Annotated in this window: 18 protein-coding genes; 3 read left to right on the plus strand and 15 right to left on the minus strand. The window is 71.8% G+C overall.

Annotated elements, in window-relative coordinates; genetic code table 11:
• Window positions 1-4 precede the first annotated feature (4 nt).
• The 8 genes from nrfD to AB0M36_RS28740 form a co-directional block, all read right to left on the minus strand.
• Window positions 5-952: an NrfD/PsrC family molybdoenzyme membrane anchor subunit gene (gene nrfD / locus AB0M36_RS28705; protein WP_364163414.1), complete on the minus strand. Its 948-nt coding sequence runs from the start codon at window positions 950-952 to the stop codon at window positions 5-7.
• 218 nt (window positions 953-1170) lie between these two features.
• Window positions 1171-2079 (minus strand): 4Fe-4S dicluster domain-containing protein, encoded by a 909-nt coding sequence (locus tag AB0M36_RS28710; RefSeq protein WP_364163917.1) that lies wholly within the window; start codon window positions 2077-2079, stop codon window positions 1171-1173.
• A gap of 4 nt (window positions 2080-2083) precedes the next feature.
• Window positions 2084-5356 (minus strand): formate dehydrogenase, encoded by a 3273-nt coding sequence (fdh, locus tag AB0M36_RS28715; RefSeq protein WP_364163417.1) that lies wholly within the window; start codon window positions 5354-5356, stop codon window positions 2084-2086.
• A 21-nt stretch (window positions 5357-5377) separates the two neighbouring features.
• Window positions 5378-5842, minus strand: coding sequence for an SRPBCC domain-containing protein (locus AB0M36_RS28720; RefSeq protein WP_364163420.1), 465 nt, complete (start codon window positions 5840-5842; stop codon window positions 5378-5380).
• Window positions 5839-6171: a metalloregulator ArsR/SmtB family transcription factor gene (locus AB0M36_RS28725; protein ID WP_364163423.1), complete on the minus strand. Its 333-nt coding sequence runs from the start codon at window positions 6169-6171 to the stop codon at window positions 5839-5841. Before AB0M36_RS28725 ends, AB0M36_RS28720 begins: the two co-directional genes overlap by 4 nt.
• Window positions 6172-6258: 87 nt before the next feature.
• The gene (locus AB0M36_RS28730; RefSeq protein WP_364163426.1) at window positions 6259-6387 is read right to left on the minus strand and encodes a hypothetical protein; all 129 of its coding nucleotides are present in this window, start codon (window positions 6385-6387) and stop codon (window positions 6259-6261) included.
• 84 nt (window positions 6388-6471) lie between these two features.
• A complete protein-coding gene (locus AB0M36_RS28735) occupies window positions 6472-7305 on the minus strand; it encodes a hypothetical protein (RefSeq protein ID WP_364163429.1) in 834 nt (277 codons plus the stop codon).
• Between the two features lie 28 nt (window positions 7306-7333).
• On the minus strand, window positions 7334-7942 hold the full coding sequence (locus tag AB0M36_RS28740) for a TetR/AcrR family transcriptional regulator (RefSeq protein WP_364163432.1): 609 nt from the start codon (window positions 7940-7942) through the stop codon (window positions 7334-7336).
• 49 nt (window positions 7943-7991) lie between these two features.
• Between AB0M36_RS28740 and AB0M36_RS28745 the strand changes: the two genes are divergently transcribed.
• Complete coding sequence (locus tag AB0M36_RS28745) at window positions 7992-8993, plus strand: DUF2867 domain-containing protein (RefSeq protein ID WP_364163435.1); 1002 nt, start codon at window positions 7992-7994, stop codon at window positions 8991-8993.
• Here the strand turns inward: AB0M36_RS28745 and AB0M36_RS28750 are convergent.
• The 4 genes from AB0M36_RS28750 to AB0M36_RS28765 all read right to left on the minus strand — a co-directional run bounded on the left by AB0M36_RS28750 (window position 8976) and on the right by AB0M36_RS28765 (window position 14662).
• Window positions 8976-11606, minus strand: a complete 2631-nt coding sequence (locus AB0M36_RS28750; RefSeq protein WP_364163438.1) for a hypothetical protein — start codon at window positions 11604-11606, stop codon at window positions 8976-8978. The genes AB0M36_RS28745 and AB0M36_RS28750 overlap by 18 nt on opposite strands.
• Before the next feature lie 85 nt (window positions 11607-11691).
• Window positions 11692-12378: a phosphoribosyltransferase family protein gene (locus AB0M36_RS28755; RefSeq protein ID WP_364163440.1), complete on the minus strand. Its 687-nt coding sequence runs from the start codon at window positions 12376-12378 to the stop codon at window positions 11692-11694.
• Window positions 12371-13651, minus strand: a complete 1281-nt coding sequence (locus tag AB0M36_RS28760) for an erythromycin esterase family protein (protein WP_364163443.1) — start codon at window positions 13649-13651, stop codon at window positions 12371-12373. Before AB0M36_RS28760 ends, AB0M36_RS28755 begins: the two co-directional genes overlap by 8 nt.
• A gap of 93 nt (window positions 13652-13744) precedes the next feature.
• Window positions 13745-14662, minus strand: coding sequence for an SMP-30/gluconolactonase/LRE family protein (locus tag AB0M36_RS28765; protein WP_364163446.1), 918 nt, complete (start codon window positions 14660-14662; stop codon window positions 13745-13747).
• Between the two features lie 98 nt (window positions 14663-14760).
• On the opposite strand from AB0M36_RS28765, the gene AB0M36_RS28770 reads away from it, so the two are divergent.
• Window positions 14761-15222, plus strand: coding sequence for an Lrp/AsnC family transcriptional regulator (locus AB0M36_RS28770; RefSeq protein WP_364163449.1), 462 nt, complete (start codon window positions 14761-14763; stop codon window positions 15220-15222).
• Here the strand turns inward: AB0M36_RS28770 and AB0M36_RS28775 are convergent.
• Together AB0M36_RS28775 and AB0M36_RS28780 are read right to left on the minus strand one after the other, a co-directional pair.
• The gene (locus AB0M36_RS28775; RefSeq protein WP_364163920.1) at window positions 15219-17084 is read right to left on the minus strand and encodes a SpoIIE family protein phosphatase; all 1866 of its coding nucleotides are present in this window, start codon (window positions 17082-17084) and stop codon (window positions 15219-15221) included. The genes AB0M36_RS28770 and AB0M36_RS28775 overlap by 4 nt on opposite strands.
• A gap of 159 nt (window positions 17085-17243) precedes the next feature.
• Window positions 17244-17558, minus strand: a complete 315-nt coding sequence (locus AB0M36_RS28780; protein ID WP_364163451.1) for a type II toxin-antitoxin system PemK/MazF family toxin — start codon at window positions 17556-17558, stop codon at window positions 17244-17246.
• Between the two features lie 210 nt (window positions 17559-17768).
• Here AB0M36_RS28780 and gndA point away from each other — a divergent pair, with 210 nt between their 5' ends.
• Window positions 17769-19202, plus strand: a complete 1434-nt coding sequence (gene gndA / locus AB0M36_RS28785; protein WP_364163453.1) for an NADP-dependent phosphogluconate dehydrogenase — start codon at window positions 17769-17771, stop codon at window positions 19200-19202.
• A gap of 12 nt (window positions 19203-19214) precedes the next feature.
• Here the strand turns inward: gndA and AB0M36_RS28790 are convergent, their stop codons facing one another.
• The gene (locus AB0M36_RS28790; RefSeq protein ID WP_364163456.1) at window positions 19215-21542 is read right to left on the minus strand and encodes a bifunctional diguanylate cyclase/phosphodiesterase; all 2328 of its coding nucleotides are present in this window, start codon (window positions 21540-21542) and stop codon (window positions 19215-19217) included.
• Window positions 21543-21559: the final 17 nt, after the last annotated feature.

Genomic DNA, 21559 nt, shown 5'->3' on the forward strand with positions numbered 1-21559 from the left:
GAGCTCACGGCGAAGGCTCGGTTGCCGCGCGGCGGGCGAGGCGTTCACGCTGCGGCACCACCGTGTACTTCGGATCCTGCGCCGACGCGATGCCGCCGTCGAAGATCCCGAAGCGGGTCGCCACCGACGCGGCCAGCAGCGACAATCCCGACAGCGCCGACACCACCCGGCTGCGTCGGCCCAGCAGGGCGCCCGCCGCTCCGGCCGCCGTCAGCAGCCGGCCGGCCTTCAGCAGCCGGCCCGCCCTGCCCTGCCGGTAGGGCTCGCTGAGGATGCCCATGCCGGTCTCGATGCGGTGCGCGCCGTACAGTTCCATCGCCGCGCCGCAGACGGCCATGCGCCGGGCCGGGTTCGTCCGGTCGCCCGGGGCGGCCAGCAGGCCGACGCCCGCGCCGCTGGCCAGCGCGCTGCCGGCGAAGACGAAGGGCAGGTCCGGGTACGCCTCGTGCCAGCTCGGCGTGGCCGTGTCGGCGAGCAGCACCGCCGTGTACGTCGCCAGCGCCGGAGCGAGGACGGCGGCACCGTACTGGCCGGCGGCGCCGACCGACGGTAGGACGCGACGCGCGAGGCCCGGCACGCCGCGCGGCGGCAGCAACGGAGCCGCCTCCGCGACGGCCGACACGCCGGCGGCCGCACCGAAGGCGGTGAGGATCCACGTACCCATGGACATGGGCGAGGTGGGCTTCGCGACCCGCAGCATGTTCGCGAAGCGTTCGGGGCGGCCGAGGTCGTGGATCAGGAAGTAGGTGCTGGCGCCGAGCGCGCCCAGCGCGGTCAGCCGGCCGGCGCGGCGCAGCGCGGGCCGCGCGGTGGCGTCACCGCCGGCCGCGAGCAGGGCCGAACCGGCGGCCAGCCCACCGGTGAACAGGTACGCGGCGATGTCGTGGTGCCAGACCGGCGCCTTGACGATCGGCCGCCCGTAGTAGGACCGGAAGTCGGCCGGCGGCACCATCGCCCGGTCCCCGCGCCCACCACCCCGACTACGCCGCCCACCCGAGCCGCGCCCACCGCGTTCGCCACCGGTGAGCGGACCGCCGCGTTCGGAGCCCCCGCGTTCGGAGCCACCACGTTCGGAGCCACCACGTTCGGAGCCACCACGTTCGGAGCCACCACGTTCGGAGCCGCCGCCGGGGAGCGCGCTTTCCCGGCGGTCCTGGTTCTCGGGCGGCGTCACCGGCGTCGTCCCGCGAACGACACGACGACCGTGGCGGCCATGGCGAGCGCCGCGAGGCCGGCGCGTTTCCACATCGCTGCGAGGTCGCGGGTGGGCACGACCGGGTCCGGGGGCAGGCCGTAAACCTCCGGCTCGTCGAGCAGCAGGAAGAAGGCGCCGTCGCCGCCGACGCCGTCGTTCGGGTCGTGGCCGTACAGGCGGGCCTCGGTGACGCCCTGCTCGTGCAGCTTCTCGACGCGGTGCCGGGCCCGGTCGCGGAGTTCGTCGAGTTCGCCGTACTGGATGGACTCGGTCGGGCAGGCTTTCGCGCAGGCCGGGGTCAGGCCGTCGCCGATCCGGTCGTAGCAGAGCGTGCACTTCCACGCGCGGCCGTCGTCCTCGCGCTGGTCGATGACACCGTACGGGCATGCCGGAACGCAGTAGCCGCAGCCGTTGCAGATGTCCTCCTGCACCACGACCGTGCCGAACTCGGTGCGGAACAGGGCGCCGGTCGGGCACACGTCCAGGCATCCGGCATGGGTGCAGTGTTTGCACACGTTGGACATCATCAGCCAGCGGAAGTCGGTGCGCGGGGCGTCGATCGTGCGTCCGGGCAGATCCGTCATCGGCATCCCCAGGAACTCCGGTCCGGCCGCCTTGGCGGGGGCGCGGGTGGCGGCGGGTTGTTCGATGAAGGCGACGTGACGCCACGAGTTGGCGGTCAGGCCTCCGGTGTTGTCATACGAGGTGCCCAGCAGGTTGAAGCCGTCGTCCGGGACGAGGTTCCACTCCTTGCACGCCACCTCGCACGCCTTGCAGCCGATGCAGACGCTGGTATCGGTAAAGAAGCCCATCCGTGGCGGCGCGTCGACGTGGCCGGCGTCGGGCGCCGGGTCCAGCGGCCCGTAGAGGCTGTTCGGTCCCACCACGTCAGCACTCCCCCGACTCGTCGTGCGAAGCTTCCGGCCCGTCGTGTGAAGCTTCCGGCCCGTCGTGCGAAAGGCCCGCGCGTCGGCGGTAGCCTCGCACGTACGCCAGCAGTCGCGGCCCGGTGGGTCGCCGACCCGGCTGGATGTCACACGTGCCGACCTTGCTCTCCTGGATCAGGACGTTCGGGTCCAGGGTGATGCCGATGAGGTCGTTGGCCGAGTCACCGGTCACCAGTCCCTCGCCGCCCCAGTGGTAGGGCATCCAGAGCTGGTGCACGACGCGGTCCTCGATGCGCAGCGGGGTGAGCCGCTCGGTGACCAGCACCCGGGCCTCGATCGCCGCCCGGGCGGTGACGATGTGCGCCCAGCCGAGGTGCTCCAGCCCCCGCTCGGCGGCGAGTGCCGGCGACACCTCGACGAACATCTCCGGCTGCAGCTCCGACAGGTACGCGAGCTGCCGGCTCATCGCCCCGGCGGTGTGGTGCTCGGTGAGCCGGCTGGTGCTGAAGACGTACGGGAAGACCGTGGTGTTCGGGCTGGGGTGGGTCGGGTTGTCCGTCCGGTCGTAGACCTTGCGGGTCGGGTTGGCCTGCTGGTCGTAGAGCGGGTTGCGCACCGTCGACTCGGCCGGCTCGTAGTGCGTCGGCAGTGGACCGTCGATGAGGCCGCTGGGCGCGTAGAGCCAGCCTTTCCCGTCGCCCTGCATGATGAACGGGTCGTCGCCGGAGATCGCCTCCACGCCGGTCGCGCCCGGCGGCGGCCGGTACGACGGCGGCTTCGTCTTCTCGAAGTCGGGGACGTCATAACCCGTCCACTCGAGCGCCTCGGCGTCCCACCACACGTACTTCTTGCGCTCGGACCAGGGGCGGCCGTCCGGGTCGGCGGAGGCGCGGTTGTAGAGCGTGCGCCGGTCGGCCGGCCACGCCCAGCCCCATTCCCGGGCCACCCAGTCCTGTTCGGTGCGCGGCTTGCGGCGCGCCGCCTGGTTGACGCCGCCGGCGTAGACGCCGGTGTAGATCCAGCAGCCGCCGGCGGTGGAGCCGTCCGGCCTCAGCTCGGTGAAGGCGGACAGCGGCCGCCCGGTGGCGATCTCGAAGCCGTTGATCTCCTTGAGCACGGCCTCGGCGTCGGGCTCGTCGCCGCGCTCGCCGTGCCGGGGGTAGTCCCAGGTCAGGTGGAGCAGGCCCTGGTCGCGCGCGGCGGTGGACCCGGCCAGCCGTTCCCGCAGGAGGCGGCCGAGGTGGTAGAAGAACCACAGCTCGGAGCGGCAGTCGCCGGAGGGCTCGACGGCCTTCTCCCGCCACTGGAGCATCCGCTGGGTCTGGGTGAAGGTGCCCTCCTTCTCCACGTGGGAGGCGGCGGGGAGGAAGAAGACCTCGGTCCTGCACTGTTCGGGCACGATCTCGCCGGTGGCGACCTCGGGCCCGTCCTTCCAGAACGTCGCGCTCTCGATCATGAACAGGTCGCGGACGACCAGCCAGTCCAGGTTGGCCATGCCGAGGCGCTGGGCGCGGCCGTGCGCGGAGCCGACGGCCGGGTTCTGCCCGAGCAGGAAGTAGCCCTTGATCTTGCCGTCGATCATGTCGAGGACCTGCTGGTACGTGCCGTGGTCGCCGGTGATCCGGGGCAGCCACCCGTATCCGAAGTCGTTGTCGGCGGTGGCGGCGTCGCCGAAGTAGGCCTTGAGCAGGCTCACCGCGTAGGACTCGGCGTTCGCCCAGAAGCCCTGCTGCTCGGGGTGCCGGATCGTGTCGACCCACTGCCGGAACGTCTCGTGCTTGCGGTGGTGCGGCATCGGCAGGTAGCCGGGCAGCAGGTTGAACAGCGTGGGGATGTCGGTCGAGCCCTGGATGCTGGCGTGCCCGCGCAGCGCCATCACGCCGCCGCCGGGGCGCCCCATGTTGCCGAGCAGGAGCTGGATGATCGCGCCGGCGCGGATGTACTGCACGCCGACGCTGTGCTGGGTCCAGCCGACCGAGTAGACCAGCGCCGTGGTCCGCTCCCGGCCGGAGTTGGCGGTCCACGCCTCGCAGACCTCCAGGAACTTGTCCCCGGTCACGCCGCAGAGCCGCTCGACGACCTCGGGCGTGTAGCGCGCGTAGTGCCGTTTGAGGATCTGGTAGACGCAGCGCGGGTCTCGCAACGTCGGGTCGCGGGGCACGTCGGCGGGGATCGGCGTGCCGTGGGACTCCTGCTCGAGCCCGGCGGCGGTCTCCCGGTCGACGTGGGACTCGTCCTGCTGTCGACCGTGTTCCTTGTGACCCGCGTACTGCCAGCTGCTCTGGTCGTACGTGTGGGTTTCGGGGTCGTAGCCGGAGAACAGTCCGCCGAGGTCCTCGGCGTCCTGGAAGTCCTCACTGACCAGCGTGGACGCGTTGGTGTACGCGAGGACGTACTCCCGGAAGTCCTTCTCGTTCTCCAGGATGTAGTTGATCACTCCACCCAGGAACGCGATGTCGGCGCCGGCGCGCAGGCTCACGTAGGTGTGCGCCAGGGCGCTGGTCCGGGTGAACCGCGGGTCGATGTGGATGATCTTGGCGCCGCGGTTCTTCGCCTCCACCACGTACTGGAAGCCCACGGGGTGGGCCTCCGCCATGTTGGAGCCCTGGATGATGACGCAGTCGGCGTTAGCCAGATCCTGGAGGAATCCGGTGGCCCCGCCACGGCCGAAGCTGGTCCCCAGACCGGGGACGGTGGCGGAGTGTCAAATGCGCGCCTGGTTCTCGATCTGGATGGCGCCCAGCGCGGTGAACAGCTTCTTGATCAGGTAGTTCTCTTCGTTGTCCAGCGTGGCGCCGCCCAGGCTGGAGATGCCCATCGTGCGGTTCAGGGGCCGCCCGTCCGCGTCGGTGTCCTGCCACGTCTGCTCGCGCGCGGCGAGGACCCGGTCGGCGATCATGGTCATCGCCGTGTCGAGGTCGAGGTGCTCCCACTCGGTGCCGTACGGCCGGCGGTAGAGGACCGTGCGCTGCCGGCGGTCGCTGGTGACCAGGCTCTTGCTGGCCGAGCCCTTGGGACACAGCCGGCCCCGGGAGATCGGGCTGTCCGGGTCGCCCTCGATGGCGACGACCTCGCCGTCCTTGACGGAGATTCGCTGCCCGCAGCCGACCGCGCAGTACGGACAGACGGATCGGGCTGTGGAGTCGGCGGTCTCGGTGCGCGCCGTCAGGCTCCGGGACCGGTCGGACTGGGCCGCCGCGCCCCGACCCAGCGGGTCGGTGCCGGTGAGCTGCCGATAGACCGGCCAGTCCCGGATCCACGTACGGACGCCCATGGAAGCGACTCTAGTCCACGATCAGCCCTTGATCTTGGCGAGGTAGAGGTCGAGCGCGGCGTAGCTCTGCTCGGCACCGGTCTCCATGCCCGACTGGAGCATGCCGTCCCGGTCGGCCCGCGAGCTGAACGTCGTCGTGCTGGTCACCGTGGTCTTGCCGTCCTGCTCGGTGAAGACGAACCGCTCGACGGCGACGTGGCCGGCCATGGGCTCGTACTCGAAGGTCCAGGTGAAGGTGTCCGGGGCCTGGATGTCGCGGAACTCGCCGCGGAACGCGTGCTGTTGACCGTCGGCGGTCTCGACGAACCGCCAGGTGCCGCCGACGGTGAAGGCGATGGTGACGTCGAGCGGGTTGCCCCGGCCCCACCAGTGCCGGAGGTGCTCGGCCTCGGTGTGCGCGGCGAAGACCAGCTCCTTCGGGGCATCGAACGAGCGGCTCATGACCAGCTCGGTGTCGGACGGGGTGCTGATGGCGATGGTGCTCACGACTCCTCCTTCTGCAGGGTCTCCAGATAGTCGCCGAGCGTGTCGTAGCGCTCCTCCCAGAGCCGCCGGTACTGCGCGACCCAGCCGGCGAGGTCGCGCAGCGGCGTGGGCTCGATCCGCACGCGCCGCCACTGGGCCTCGCGGGTCCGCACGATCAGGCCGGCGCGCTCCAGCACGTTGAGGTGCTTGGAGATCGCCTGGGCACTGATCGGGAACGGGGCACCCAGCTCGGCGACGGTCGCCTCGCCCCGGGCCAACCGGGCGAGGATCGCCCGTCGGGTCGGGTCGGCGAGGGCGGCGAAGACGCCGCTGATGGGATCCGCACTCATTGCTCTCAACCACCTGGCTTATCAACCAACCGGTTTATCAACCGATGGGTTGAGACTGCGCCGCCGGGCGGGGATGTCAAGCGTGGTTCAGCGGGTACCCCGGATGACCTGGTACGAGCGGTGGATGTGCACGACCCAGACCGTGACGAGCTCGCGCGCCACCTCGAAGCGGCTCTGCGGCTTGTCGTCGACGTTCCACTGGCTGATCGGCACCATGGCACCAGTCTGGGCCGACCACGGGGTCCCGACGGTCGCCCGACGGAAGCATCCCGGTTGCGGTGGCGGCCGGCCCGCCGGGGTTCAGCCGCCGCGGTGGTGCCTCTTCACATAGGTGAAGCCGGGGGCCAACGGCCCCTCATGGAGAATGCGCTGCTTCTCCGACGCCTGCGCCCCCGGCGGCAATTTGCGCAGGAACCCGTTGACCCAGTGGTCCTGGCGGTCGGCGTCCGGAGAGTCCTCGTCATCGAGGGAGGTCGGTTCGACCAGCGGCGCGTAGAACAGCATCTCGGCGGTTTTGTGGCCCTCGACGGCCGGATAGCACGGATATCCCGAGGAATCGGTGCCGCCGGTCAAGCGGGTGAGGAACCCCTCCCGGACCAGCTGGTCGACGGCGTTGCGGAGCAGGAACGCGCCGCGAGCGCCCCGCCCCAGCCCACAGTGCGCGGCAAGCTCCGACTCGACGAGCATCGCGCTGCCGTCGGAGAAGACGCGCCCGTGCCGGCGCACCGCGAACAGCACCTTGGCCCGGTTGGAGGCGTCCGGCACGAACTCGCGGGTGACGACCTTCGGGTCGTACTCGTGGAAGTACGGGACGCCGTCGACGCGCACCGGCTCGTCGAGCGCGGCCGTACGCACGACGACCTCGTCCCTGGCGGCCCGCCAGGAGACGGTGACCAGGACCCCGGGCCGCAGGTCCGCCGGCCAGGTGAGGCCGCCGAACTGCCATTCGACGTCCTGCTGCAGACAGCTGTGGAAGACGTGCCGCGCCGGCGCGACGCCACGGTCGCGGTGCTCGAGCACGACGGTGACCGGGCCACTGTGGCGCAGCACCTCGGCGCACTCCTCCGGGGCGGCGCAGACGCCGCCGTCGAGGTCGGCCCGCCAGAGAGCGAGCTTGCGGGTCACTCTCTTCACATCCACCTCCGTGTGCCCGGCCCAGACCCTACCCGGCCGTCAGCAGGCCGATCACCTGGTCGATGTAGCGGCGGCGATCCTCCTCGGCGACGGGCAGGGTGCCGGGTGCGACGTGGGCGAGCTGCGCGTAGCCGAGGTACGCGGTGACCGCCAGCAGACCGCGACGCCGAGCCTCCTCCGCCGGCCAGCCGAGCGCCGAGAAGAGCCCGGCCGTGTACGCCACCCGCCGCTCGGTCACCCGGGCCAGCACCGGCGCCACGTGGGGGTGGTCGGCGGTGGCCAGCATCGCCAGCTCGATGGAGCCCTCCGCCGTGACGACCGTCGAATCGAGGACGAGGCCGATGAGCAGCCGCAGCCGGGCCATAGCGTCGGGTTCGGCGTCGACGAGCGCGATGACCGCGTCGGTGTCCTCGCGCTCCCACCGCAGCACGGCCGCTTCGATCAGGGCGTCCCGGTTGGCGAAGTGCCAGTAGAAGCTTCCCTTCGTGGCACCCAGTCGGGCCGCGAGCGGCTCGACCGCGACCGCCGCGAGGCCTCCGCCGGCCATCGCCTCGAGGGCCGCCGCGGTCCAGTCGTCGGTGGTCAGCCGCTGCGCGTTCCGCTTTCCGGCACCGCGCTTGACGGGTCGTTCACTCATGACTGTACGGTAGCGTATGGAAAACATACGGAACCGTATGGAGGCGATGATGACAGCCACGGTGCACAACATCCACGAACGGGTCCTGCCGGTTTCCGCGGCGCGGGTGGGCCGCCTGCTCGACCGCGTCGGCGCCGACGACGACCCGCTCTGGCCGTCACCCGCCTGGGTGCCGGTGCGGTTCGACCGGCCGCTCGCCGTCGGCGCCGACGGCGGCCACGGTCCGGTCCGCTACCACGTCACCGCATATCAGCCCGGCCACCGCGCGGAGCTGACCTTCCACCCGCGCACCGGGCTGACCGGCACCCACACCCTGGAGGTCGAGGAACGCGACGCGCACTCGTGCGTGCTGCGGCACCGGCTCGTCGCCCGGCCGACCGGCGGCATGCGGCTCCTCTGGCCGGCGCTGGTCCGCGTCTGTCACGACACCGTCATCGAGCATCTGCTGGACAACGCCGAACGTGCCGTCACCGGCACCGTCGAACGGCCCGTCCGCTACCCCTGGCGGGCCCGGCTCGCCGTCGGCCTCGAGAGCGTCCGGGTCAAGGCCGTGCCGATGCCCACCTCGACGCTGCTGCCCGGCGCGATCGACCGGCCGGACCTGGCCGACGCCTTCGCGCTGCGGGTGCCGCCCGGCACCACCACCGACCCGCAGGACTGGGCGGACGCGATCTTCCGTAACCCACCCCGGGCGGTGGTCGCGCTGCTGCGCCTGCGCAACCGGCTGGTCACCCCGTTCGGCATCGAGCGCGGCGACGAGTCGGCCTTCGACACCATTGCGCGTACGGACCGCGAAGTGCTGCTCGGCACCGACGCCGGCCACCTCGACTTCCGCGCCGGCGTGCTGGTCGAGCCGGACGCCGACGGCACGACGGTCACCGTGTCCACCCTGGCGGCGACCCGCTCCCGCGCCGGCCGCGCCTACCTCGCCGTCGTCCGCCTGGTGCACCCGCTGGTGGTCAGGGCGATGCTGCGCCACGCCGGCCTGACGACCGTCGCACCGTGGCGGTCCACCACCACGGATCAGCGGTCGTCAGCCCGGCGAGCCTGACCGTATCCGGGTGAACTCGTCGGCGATCGCGACCACCGCCGACGGCTCGACGACCGACAGCTCGTCGAGGCAGTACGTCCAGCTCTCGGTCCGCAGCAGGCGAGCGATCAGGCGGCGGTCGACCTGGCCCTTCCCCGGCAGGTCCGGAGTGGCTCGCGCCTCGGCGAGTTCGGCGACGGCCGTCGCGCGAGCCCGCTCACCCAGCTTGATCAGCGCACTGCTCAGCGCTTTCGTGTGTGCCGCCAACTCCGCCTGCCGCGCGAGGGCGAGCGCGGTGTCCCGGGCTCCCGTTCGCAATGCCTTCTCGGCCTGGTCGGCGAGAGTCCACGCCGGTGACCGCGGCTCGTCGACCGCTTTCGCGGCCGCTTCGCTCCGACCGTCTGCCGGGTTCGGGGAACCGGCGATCAGGGCTTCGGCGCGCTCGTCGTCGCCGGCGTCCCGGAACGTGGCGGCGAGGCGATCCATTGTGCTCGCCCGCGTGCCGGCATCCGCGATCCGCCGGGCGATGTCCTCGGCGAAGGCCCAGAATCCCGCGTCGAGGACGGAGAGGGCGATGTCGCGCAGGAGGATGTCATCGCCGAGGTCGGGGCCCGGGGCCTCGGTGTCATCGATCGCGCGGATAAGGTCGTTGACTCCCCGCATGTGGTGATCTCTGGCCCTGGCTCTGGCAAGCTCCAGCAACGCGGTTCGGCGCCGGGGCGCGCGGTCGACGGAATCACTCTCCGCCGAATCCCTGATCGAACGGGTGATGGCCTCAGCGCGTACCCGGAAACCGAGCCGGGCCCACACGGCGGGAAGGTTGCCGGGAAGGGCGCCACGGGAGAGAAGGCGCGTGCGATGCACCGCCAGCCGACTCAACGCCACGAGATCCGGCTCGCCCAGCGCCATGATGTGGTCCTGCGCGACGGAGATCTCCGTCAGCGCGCCGATGTCCCCGCCGTTGACCTCGAGCAACCGGTCGTGGCGACGCGGGTCGGTCGCACAGGCGAGAAGCCGAGGAAGATCGGCGGTGGCTTGCAGCAGCCGGTGGTAGCCACGCAGCAGGAACTCCGGCGTTGTCGCGGGCCATCCCTGGTCGCGGTAGGAGTCGGCCCAGTCGTGCACCCGTTGCCGCAGCTCGACCAGGCGTGCGTCGCCCAGACGCTCGACCGCCAGCTGCCGCAGTTCCTCATGGGCCAGCACGTACACGTCGGGGCCGGTCCAGTGGCCGGTACGCGGCGCGACGGACCGGCTCGCCACGGTGGCGAGGCCTCGCGACATGTCCCAGGCCGACACGCCGATCAGCTCCGCCAGGTCATGAACGCTCAGACCGCCACCGGCGGCGGTGAGGAGCCCGAGCAGTTCCCGCTCCTCGGCGCTTCCCCGGAGCAGTCTGGTCAGTTCTCGCACCATGTCCTGGCGCACGACGTCGGCTTCGGTCGAGCGGCTCAGCCGCTTCGTCGTGGCGGCGTCGCGCATCGGATGGTCGTCGGGAACATCGTCGGGAAGTGGTGGGTTCAGCCGGCTCGCCACGATGACCCGCATGCCGCTCGGCGGGTGGCCCGGCAGGAGCGAGGCGATGCTGTACGAGTCGGCGTCCAGGGTCACCCCGGTGTCCTCGTCGAGCCCGTCGATGAGCAGGACGAGCCGCTGGCCGCTGCTCGCACACGCCTGCGCCGCCCGGGCGAGCATCGACAGGAAGCGGGCATCGCGCGTAGCCGAGGTGAGGACCGGCATGGGCTCGTCCAGGAGATCGGCCAGTTGCTCGACCACCACCTCGGTGAAGGCGGCCCGGTCGCTCTGGCCCGGCCACCGGGCCGTGATGAAGAACGACACCAGATGGGTGTCGGCCGGGGGGTTCAGCGCGAAGGTCGCCATGAGAGCGGACTTGCCGGCCCACGCGGGCGCACGGAGCCACAGGTAAGGCCGCTCCCGCGGCGCGGTGCAGAAGGCAGCGAGGTCCTCAAGCTCCTGATCACGGCCGTCCAGGTGGGTCGGCGCGATGAAGCGCACCTGCTCGAGATAGGCGGATCGCGCCGCGGGCCGATCGCTCAAGTACCCGAGACCGGCGGTGGTGTGCTGCTGTTCCCAAGCGGTGATGACCCTGTCGGCGACCTGGTCGGGCAACGAGGCGACCTGCTTGATGAGCTCGGCCTGCGCCCGTGGCATGAACGCGGGCAGCTGCATGATCGTTCGCAGGTAACACGAACAGCTCTGGGTGAGCATCCTGTCGAAGAACGCCTGGCCCGCGGCGCTCAGGCCCACCGCGGCGATCTCCCGCGATCGTTCGGCGCGCAGCCTGGCGGCCAGTTTCGCGGCGTCGACGTCAACCGCGAAGAGGGCTTCGTCGGAGAGGTCGGTCTTGTCGAAGACCATGACCACGGCGAGCAGGGCGGCGTTGCGGTCGCCTTCCTCGAGACCGGCGAACTCGTGGCCCGCGAGCAGGCTCAGCTCGGACGCCACGCCGTCGACGAGCCCGGTCAGCGGGTCCGGCCGGCCGAGCGTCGGTCGAAGGAGGCCCGCCAGTTCCTTCCTGCGTTCTCCCGAGGCTCGACGGTCGGCGATCCACGCGGCCGCCGCCTTCTGGATGATCGCCCGGGCGACGCCGAGGGCCGCGGACTCAAGAGCGGCCACACATGCCTCCTCGGAACGCCATGTCGTGGCCACTATAGTTCGGACAACACCGGCCTACTGTGGACAAACACGCCCGCAGGGAACGTCAGCGCCGGCGGGTCATCGCGTGGTCCGCACGGGCCTGAAGGGCCGTACCTTCGCGGACGTCGGCATCGGTGAGTTGCGCGAAGTCCTCGTAGAACCGGCCCACCGCGCCGAAGCGGGCCGGCCGTTCCAGGCAGATCACCAGGTCGGCGTCCGCGGCCAGCGAGTGGTCCGCCTCCCGGGAGCAGACCGGCGCGGCGAGCACCAGCGAGTGTGCCCGGCGTGAGCGGAGCCAGCGCAGCGCCGCGCGGGCGGTCACTCCGGTCGCCACCCCGTCGTCCACCACGATCGCCAGCCGGTCGGTGACGTCCACCGCCGGCCGGTCGCCACGGTAGACGCGGATCCGACGGGTCAGCTCGCGGCGCTCGGCCGCGACGGCGTCGGACAGGTCCCGTGGCTCGAGTCCCAGCGCGGCGAGCAGCTCGTGGTCGAAGACCGGTTCGCCGTCCTCGGCGATCGCCCCGACGCCCAGCTCCGGCTGGCCCGGTGCGCCGATCTTGCGCGCGACGACCAGGTCGAGGTCCCCGCCGACCGCGGCCGCGACCCGCGCGGCGACCGGCACGCCGCCGCGCGGCAGCGCCAGCACGAGCGGGCGCCGGTCCAGGCCGAAATTGCCGAGGTGCCGGGCCACCATGGCACCCAGTCGTCGTCCCGCCGCCGCGCGGTCGGTGAAACAGCACTCAGACACCGGAGGGGAACGCCTCCGGCTCCCGCACGTCGACCTCCAGGGTGTGCATCGGGCGCACGGCGCTGCTGTCGTCGAACCACAGGAAGGCGTCGTACCGCTCGCCGAGGATGGTCGGGACATAGTTGCCCCACCACTCGCGTTCCGGGCGGTAGACCACGCCGATCGCCCGGTGGGTGAGCTCCTCGGTCAGCAGCGGCGGGTGGTCGTCGCCCGGCGGGAAGACGAACAGCGCCCGGCTCGGCGCCGTCGCGTGCAGGACGTCCTCCAGCGAGTCCGGCCGGGCCGGTGGCACGCCCATCACCTCCATCGGCGCGCCCCAGGCGTGGCCGGCCACGACGGTGCCGCGGTGGGCGCCGAAGCCGACCAGCAGCACCCGGTCGGCGCCGAAACGGTTCCGCGCCAACTCGCCGATGGTCACCTCTCCGTGCGACGTCTGGTCGGTCGCCCGGGCGTCGCCGACGTGGGTGTTGTGCGCCCAGACGACCGCCTTCGAGTCCGGCCCGTAGTGTCCGAGCAGGCGGTCCAGGGTGTCGTCCATGTGCCGGTCGCGGATGTTCCACGACTCCGGCCCGCCGTTCACCATCGCCCGGTAGTAGCGCTCGGCGCCCACGACGACCTCGGCGTTCTGCCAGGTGGCGAACTCACCGGACCGCTGCGCCGCCCGGGAGCGGAGATCCACCAGCAGGTCGACGACCTGACGCTCGCAGGTCGCGCCGACGAAGCGGGTCGCCCAGGCGTACGACTGCGGATCCTCCGCGTACGGCTCGAAGCACCGGTACGCGTCCAACGCCGTCGGCACCTGGTCGGGGTCGTGCTCGCGCAGGTACACGAGGATCTCGCGCATCGACTCCCAGAGCGAGTACACGTCGAGCCCGTGGAAGCCGACCCCGCGCCCGCTGCGGGAGTTGTGTGCGCGCAGCCACCGGCAGATGTCGACGACCTCCTCGTTCGCCCACATCCAGGTCGGCCACCGGTCGTACGCCAGCAACGCCTCCCGGGGGTCCTCCGGCGCGCCGGGCAGCGACCGGACGCTGGCGTCGACCCGTTCGCAGTCGGGCCAGTCCCCCTCGACGGCGACGAACGAGAAGCCGAGTTCCTCGATCAGGCGCCGGGTGAGGTCGGCACGCCAGGTGTAGAACTCGTGCGTACCGTGGCTGGCCTCGCCGAGCATGACCACCCGCGCGCTCGAGGCGCGGTCCAGGAGAACGTCGAGGTCACCGGGATCGGTGAGCTCGGTCGCCAGCGCGGCGACCTCGTCGCCAAAGCGTGACATGGTCGACGCTTACCCCGGCCCCGGGGACGTCATACGTCCGATGATTGCCGGACGTGGTGCACGGGCGGCGACACCGCGGATATCCGGCGTCGGTCAGGGCCGACGGGGATAGGCCGCGCCGTTCACGGTCACGCGCAGCGCGTACACGCTGGTGCCGGCGGTGATGAACAGGTGATTGCGTTTCGGGCCGCCGAAGGTGAGGTTGGCGACCGACTCGGGCAGCGGCAGCTTGCCGATGAGCGTGCCGTCGGGGTCGAAGCAGTGCACGCCGTCCCAGGCGGCGGCCCAGACCCGGCCGTCCTGGTCCACCCGCATGCCGTCGAAGCGCCCGTGGTCGCATTCGGCGAAGATCTTCCCGCCGGTCAGGGTGCCGTCGGCGGCGACGTCGAAGACCCGGATGTGGCTGGGTTCCTGGCGGGTGTCCGCGAGGTACAGCCGCTGCTCGTCGGGCGCGAAGGCCAGGCCGTTGGGCCGGCAGAAGTCGTCGGCGACGACCCGCAGGTCACCGGTGGCCGGGTCGAGCCGGAAGACGTAACAGGCGCCATCGAACTCGCTGTCGGCCTTGTTGCCCTCGTAGTCGGAGGCGATGCCGTAGGTCGGGTCGGTGAACCACACCGTGCCGTCGGCGCGGACGACCACGTCGTTGGGGCTGTTGAGCCGCAGGCCCCGGTATTTCTCCGCCAGCACGGTGACGGTGCCGTCGTGCTCGGTCCTGGTCACGCGCCGGTTGCCCTGCTCACAGGTGATGAGCCGGCCCTGCCGATCGACGGTGTTGCCGTTGGCGTAGCCCGAGTGGTGGCGGAAGGTGCCGACGGCGCCGGTCGTCTCGTCCCAGCGCAGGAGCCGGTCTCCGGGAATGTCGCTCCACACCAGATAGCGCCCGGCCGGGAAGTATGCCGGCCCTTCGGTCTTGCGTGAGCCGGTGTGCAGCCGTTCGAGCACGAAGTCGCCGTTGACATACCGGAAGCGATCGTCGAGCACCTGAAAGTCGGCGGGGATGGTCTCGGCCATGTGCGCACTCCTTCTGTTCGGCAAGACGCTAACATTGCCGAACAGCATGCGGTCAACCGCATGGCTGGCCAACTCACATTCACTCTGACGGAGGTTCGATGGACGACACCGACCGGGCGCTGCTGACGGCGCTGCAGGACGACGCCACGCAGGCCTACGCGGCTCTCGCCAAAGGGGTGGGGCTCTCGTCAGGCGCGGCCCACGAGCGGGTGCGCAAGCTCCGCGAGCGCGGTGTCATCCGGCGCACCACCATCGACGTGGATCCGGCCGCCGTCGACCGGGGCGTGCTCGCCTTCGTCATGCTCCAGGCCAACGCGTGGATGGGCGACCAGAGCACCCACGACGCGCTCACGGCCATCCCCGAGGTCCAGGAGGCCCACATCATCGCCGGTCCGGCGTCGCTGCTCGTGAAGATCCGCACCTCCACACCGGAGCACCTGCAGGCGGTGCTGCGCCGCCTCTTCGACATCGACGGCGTCACCGGCACCCAGACCATCGTCGTCCTCGAGTCGTTCTTCGAACGCCCCCTGAGCCTCGTCGCCCCGGAGGCGTCCCGTTAGCGGGCTCGAGGTTCCGTGCGCAGGTAGTGGCGTAGGTCCTGGGTTTTTCCGGTGACCGGGCGGACCGCGAGGATGCAGGTGTCGTCGTCCGGGTTGGCCCGGCGCAGCCGGCTGAGCAGCTCCGCCAGCGGCTGTCGCGGCGACGCCGCCACCGCCTCGTCAACCGTACGGATGACCGCCTCGAGGCCGTCGTCGAGGCCTCGGCTGCGGTGCTCGACGAGCCCGTCGGTGTAGCAGAGCAGGACGTCGCCGAGCTGGAGGTCGAGCACCGCGCTGCCGTACGTCGCGTCCTCGACCACGCCGAGCATGGGCCCGGCGGGGCGCGGCAACGGCGCGGTGCGGCCACCTCGGGACAGCAACGGGGGCGGGTGCCCGGCCTGGGCCCAGGTGAGCCGGCGGCGGGCCGGGTCGTAGCGGGCCACGATCGCCGTGGCCGCCGTCTCCGGGGTCTCCTGGTCGAGGTCGCAGGTGAGGCGGTTGAGGTGGCCGAGCAGCTCGCCGGGGTCGTCGGTGGTGACGGCGAGCGCGCGCAGGGAGTAGCGCAGTTGGGCCATCGTGGTGGCCGCCTGGGTGCCGTGGCCGGCGACGTCGCCGACCGCGAGCAGCACCGATCCGTCGCGCAGGGCGGCCGCGTGATACCAGTCGCCGCCGACCATGCCCTGCTGTTCGGCCGGCAGGTAGCGCACCGCGACCTTGAGGCCGGGCAGCGCCATCGGGCCGTCCGGGATCGGCAGGATGATCTGCTGGAGGCGGGCCGCCAGCTCGTGCTCGGCGGCGAGCGAGCGGCGCTGCTCGGCGAGCTGGTGCTCGACCTCCGCGAGGCGCCGGACGCTGGTTTCGCGGGCGGTGACGTCCTGGACGATGCCGAAGATGCGCAGCGGGGCGCCGGCGGCGTCGCGGACCGCGTCGACGACCGAGCGCAGGTGCTTGACGCGTCCGTTGACGCGGACCCGGGTGGTCACGTCGACCTGTTCGCCACGGTGGAAGGCCTCCGCCGCGGCGATCCGCAGCGGAAGGTCCTCCGCGACGGCGAGTGCTTCGGACTCCTCGCGCGGCAACGGGCCGAGGGCCGGGTCGCGCTCGTAGATCCGGTAGAGCTGGTCGGACCAGCGGACGGCGCCGCTGATCAGGTCCCACTCGCCCCAGCCGAGATTGCCCAGGCGCTCGGTGGCGGCGATCCGCTCGGCCTCGGCGGGGTGGTGCTCGTGCTGCTCCCAGGACAGCAGCAGGCCCGGGCCGAGGCGGTGGGCGCGCACGCTGTAACGGGACCCGGCGTGGTCGAACGGTCCGATCTCGGCCGGTTCACCGGTGTCGAGGACCCGCTCGTAGACCAGCCACCGGTCGCTGACGAGCGTCTGCGGAAAGTGCTCGCTGATCCGGCTGCCGATCAGAGCCCGGCCGTGGCGGCCGTCGGCGGCCGTCGCCTCCGGGCTGGTGGCCGCGAACTCGAGGTCGGCGAGCCGGCCGGCCGGATCACGGACCGCGACCAGCAGGGCGTGCTGGCCGGGCATGGCGTCGAGGACGGCCTGGACCATGGGCGGCCAGGACTGGTGACGGCGCGGCGTCGGGGTGACGGGCGCGGCCGAGGAGTACGGCGGGAGCAGCAGCCCGTCACCGTCGTCGAGCCGCTCGGGCACGTCGAGCAGGCTGATCACTCCGGCGGCGACCTCGACGAGGTCGCGGTCCTGCTCGGCGCTCATGCGCATCAGGTGTCGGTGGGCGTCGGCGAGCCGGCACCGGGTCCGCCCGGCCAGCAGACCCACCGCCCGGTCGACGACGGCGCGCGCGGCGTCCCCGGAGGGCCGGTTCGCGGCTGTCCGCAGGCTCTCCATCGCCTCGACGTACGCCTGCCGACCGCCCATCCAGGTCACTGCCCCTCTTACGCCGGCACCGCGGAACATCCTCGCCGTCCTGAATACGCCAGGGTGCGTCGTGGCGTCATCCCCCGAACACCCCCACCCGTATGCCACCAGCGGTGCAACGGCGTCGGGATCACCCGGACGGGCTACCGTCGGCGGGCGTCAGAGCTCGAAGAAGTCGCGCATGGCGTCGGTCAGGCGGGACATGCTGGCGCCGGTCACCATGCCGATGCGCTCCGCGCCGACGGAGGCGGGAAGCCGGCGCATCCGGTTGATCACGACGACGCCGGTGATCGGATCCTGCTCGGTGAGCGCCACCGCGTACGGCGGCAGCTCGGTGACGCCGCGCTGGCGCACGATCGGGGCGCAGAACGGGGACGCGTTCGTCCGCTCGTTGTAGCTGTCGGCCGAGAGCACGAGGACCCGGTAGCGCAGGTCGGTGCGGCTGCCGATGGTCCAGATCTCGCCGCGCTTCACGCGCCGAGCGTACCGTCGGACCGATCTCCGCAGGCGACGGCGTCGCGGCGTGACACGCGGCGCTTCGCCTGGTGAGCGCTTTTCCTCGCCGGCGGGGCGAGGGTTACTCGCGACTGGTCGAACCCTGGGCGTTGTGAATCCGTAACAATGAGCGCAACGGCTTGCGACGGACGGGATGCAGCCCGCCTCTCGCGTGGAGGAAGGACGTTCATGACGGAAAAGGCCCAAATCGGGGTAACCGGCCTGGCGGTGATGGGCCGTAACCTGGCCCGGAACTTCGCCCGCCACGGCCACACGGTCGCGGTGCACAACCGGAGCTACGGGCGGACCAAGGAGCTCGTCGAGGAGTTCGGCCACGAGGGCACGTTTCTCCCCTCGGAGAGCGCCGAGGACTTCGTGGCGAGCCTCGAACGGCCGCGCCGCGTGGTGATCATGGTGAAGGCCGGGAAGCCGACCGACGCGGTGATCGAGGAGTTCGCCCCGCTGCTGGAAGAGGGCGACATGATCATCGACGCGGGCAACGCCCACTTCGCCGACACCCGCCGGCGCGAGGCGGCGCTCAAGGAGCGGGGGCTGCACTTCGTCGGCACCGGCGTGTCCGGCGGCGAGGAGGGCGCACTGAACGGCCCGAGCATCATGCCCGGCGGCTCGCCGGAGTCGTACGAGGCGCTCGGTCCGCTGCTCGAGGACATCGCGGCCAAGGTGGACGGCGAGCCGTGCTGCGTGCACGTCGGCCCCGACGGCGCCGGCCACTTCGTCAAGATGGTGCACAACGGCATCGAGTACGCCGACATGCAGCTCATCGCCGAGGCGTACGACCTGCTCCGGCAGGCCGGCGGGCACACGCCGGCGGAGATCGCGGACATCTTCCGCGGCTGGAACGCGGGCCGGCTGGGTTCGTACCTGATCGAGATCACCGCCGAGGTGCTCCAGCAGGTCGACACCGAGACCGGCCAGCCGTTCGTGGACGTCGTCGTGGACCAGGCCGAGCAGAAGGGCACCGGCCGCTGGACCGTGCAGTCCGCGCTGGACCTGGGCGTCCCGGTCAGCGGCATCGCCGAGGCCGTCTTCGCCCGCGCCCTGTCCGGCGGCGCGGACGTCCGCAAGGCCGCAGCCGGCAAGCTGCCCGGCCCGTCGGCCACCGCCGGCGCCGGCGGCGCGGACCTGCGTGCGGACGTCGAGCAGGCGCTGTTCGCCTCCAAGATCGTCGCGTACGCCCAGGGCTTCCAGCAGATCCAGGCCGCCAGCGCGGAGTACGGCTGGGACATCGACCCGGGCGCGATGGCCAAGATCTGGCGCGACGGCTGCATCATCCGGGCCAAGTTCCTCGACCACATCAAGCGGGCGTACGACAAGCAGGCGGGCCTGCAGACGCTGCTGGTGGACGACTACTTCCTCGACGCGGTCAGCGGCGCCCAGGCAGCGTGGCGCCGGGTGGTGGCGCTCGCCGCCGAGCAGGGCATCCCGGCACCGGGCTTCGCCTCGGCGCTGGCCTACTACGACGGCCTGCGGGCGCGGCGACTCCCGGCGGCGCTGATCCAGGGACAGCGCGACTTCTTCGGCGCGCACACGTACCACCGGGTCGACAAGGAGGGTGCTTTCCACACCATGTGGGGCGCGGACCGCAACGAGGTCACCGCCTAGAACCGGGCCCGGCTAGGCGGCGACGGTCGCGGTGGCGGTCCTGACCATCAGGGCCGCCATTTCGGCCGGCGGCAGCGGCTTGGCCATGTGGTAGCCCTGGCCCAGCCGGTAGCCCATCCGCCGCAGCCGTTCCAGCTGCTCGGCGGTCTCGATGCCCTCCGCCACGGCGTACAGGTCGAGGTATTCGGTGAGCTGGGCGACGGCGGCCGCCACCGCGAGGCGGCCGCGGTCCTCGCCCTCGCAGATGCCGTCGACGAACGACTTGTCGAGCTTGAGTACGTCCACCGGGAAAGCGCGCAGCAGGCTCAGGCTCGACTGGCCGGTGCCGAAGTCGTCGAGCGCCAGGCGCACGCCGAGGGAGTGCAGCGCCTCCAGGGTGGCGCGGACCTGGCGACCGTCGACCACGGAGGACTCGGTGACCTCGAGGACGAGGTTCTCCGGCGCCAGAGCGGTCTCGGCGAGCACCGCCGCGACCTCGTCGACGAAGCCCGGGTCGCGCAGCTGCCGGGCCGCTACGTTCACGTTGATCGAGGTGATCGACGTGTCGCCGTGCTCGGCCCGCCAGGCGGCGAGCTGCTCGCACGCCTCGCGCAGCACCCACGAGCCGAGCGGGACGATCAGCCCGGAACGCTCGGCGACTCCGATGAAGTCGTTGGGAGCGACGGTGCCGCGGGTCGGGTGGTTCCAGCGCACCAGCGCCTCGGCCCCGGCCATCCGCCCGGTGACGAGGTCGAAGACCGGCTGATACACCAGGTGCAGCTCATGCCGGATGATCGCGTTGTGCAGCTCGCTGCCGAGGCGGGCGTGGTTGACCACCTCGTGGCGCATCCGCGGCTCGAACCGCGCCCAGGACGCCTTGCCGCCGGCCTTGGCCTCGTGCATCGCGATGTCGGCGTTGCGCAGCATCTCGTCGGCGCTGTCGCCGGGTCCGGCCAGGGCGACCCCGACGCTGGCGTGGGCCAGCAGCTGGTGCTCGCCGACCCGGAACGGCACCGCGAGCGCCGCCAGGACGTGTGTCGCGGCGGCCTCCGCCTCGTCCGGTTCGTCGGTGTCGAGCAGGACGGCGAACTCGTCAGCGCCCAGCCGCGCCGGCAGGTGGGTGACCGCGCTGTGCTGGCGCAACCGCTGCCCGACCTCATAGAGCAGTTGGTCGCCTACGGCGTGGCCCATGGTGTCGTTGACCATCTTGAAGTCGTCGATGTCGACCAGCAACACGGTCGAGGCGAGGTGCGCGTCCAGCCGCTCCCCGAGCACCGCGCCGAAGCGGACCCGGTTGGCCAGCCCGGTGAGCGGGTCGTGCATCGCCAGATGCTCGAGCTCGGCCTGCTGGCGGCGGACGCCGTCCAGGATCCGGTCGTTGGCACGCCGCCCGAGCAGCTGGCGGGCGATGACGAAGGCGGCGATCAGCACCGCGCCGACGATGACGACGCGCGGGCCGGCGTCGAGCTGACGGGCCGAGACGGAGACCACCAGGGCGGCGGTCGCGATGACCGCGACCAGCGGCAGCGCCTGGTAGACGCTGCGCCCACCGGCCGGCTTCGCCGCGCCGTCGGGCCGACCCAGAACCAGCTGCTGACGGTACGCCGCCAGCGTCATCGCCGCGCCGACGGTCGGTACGGCGAGCACGGACAGCCACAGCCGCCCGGTCTCCCCGCCTACGATCAGCAGCACCGAGGCCACGACACCGGTGAACGGCGCGGCGGTGAGGATACGCAGCGACGCCGGGTCCACCACGCTGGCCGGGCTCATCGCCGCGCGCCCGATCACCACGAGGGCGATGAGGCCGCCGACCCCGACGATCGCGGCGCCCCACTGGGTCAGCGTGTCGATGCCCGGCGGGGCGAGCTGGAGCAGGACATACCAGAAGATCAGGGCTCCCGCGACGGCGACGGTCGCGCCGTCCAGCAGGATCTGCGCCCAGCGCAGCATCGACCGCTTCTCGCGCGGAAGTTGCAGGAAGCCGAGCATCAGCAGGACCGCGCCGAGCAGCATCGGGCCGGCCACGTACGGAGAGATGCCGGGCCGGTTGTTGGACAGGCCGAAGCTGACCGTGGCGCCGATGCCGACACAGATCGCCGAATGGGAGTAGAGCCGCCAGAACGCGCGGACCGGCCGGGCCACGATGATCATCGAGCCGATCCGGTGGCAGGCGAGGAAGGCGGCCGCCATGGCGACCGGGCCGGCGGCGTAGCCGAGGCGGATGGAGGCCCCGGGTTCGCGCACCAGCAGCCACACCAGCACCGCCGCCACCGTGCCGGCGGCCGCGACGAGCGGCAGCAGGCCGGGAAGGGCCTGTTGTCGCACGCGACGGCGGCCCACCGGTGTGGCTGGTGGCGTCATGCTGGGCACTGCTCCCT

Origin of the sequence: Actinoplanes sp. NPDC051346, from assembly GCF_040682215.1 — a bacterium.
Classification (GTDB): domain Bacteria; phylum Actinomycetota; class Actinomycetes; order Mycobacteriales; family Micromonosporaceae; genus Actinoplanes.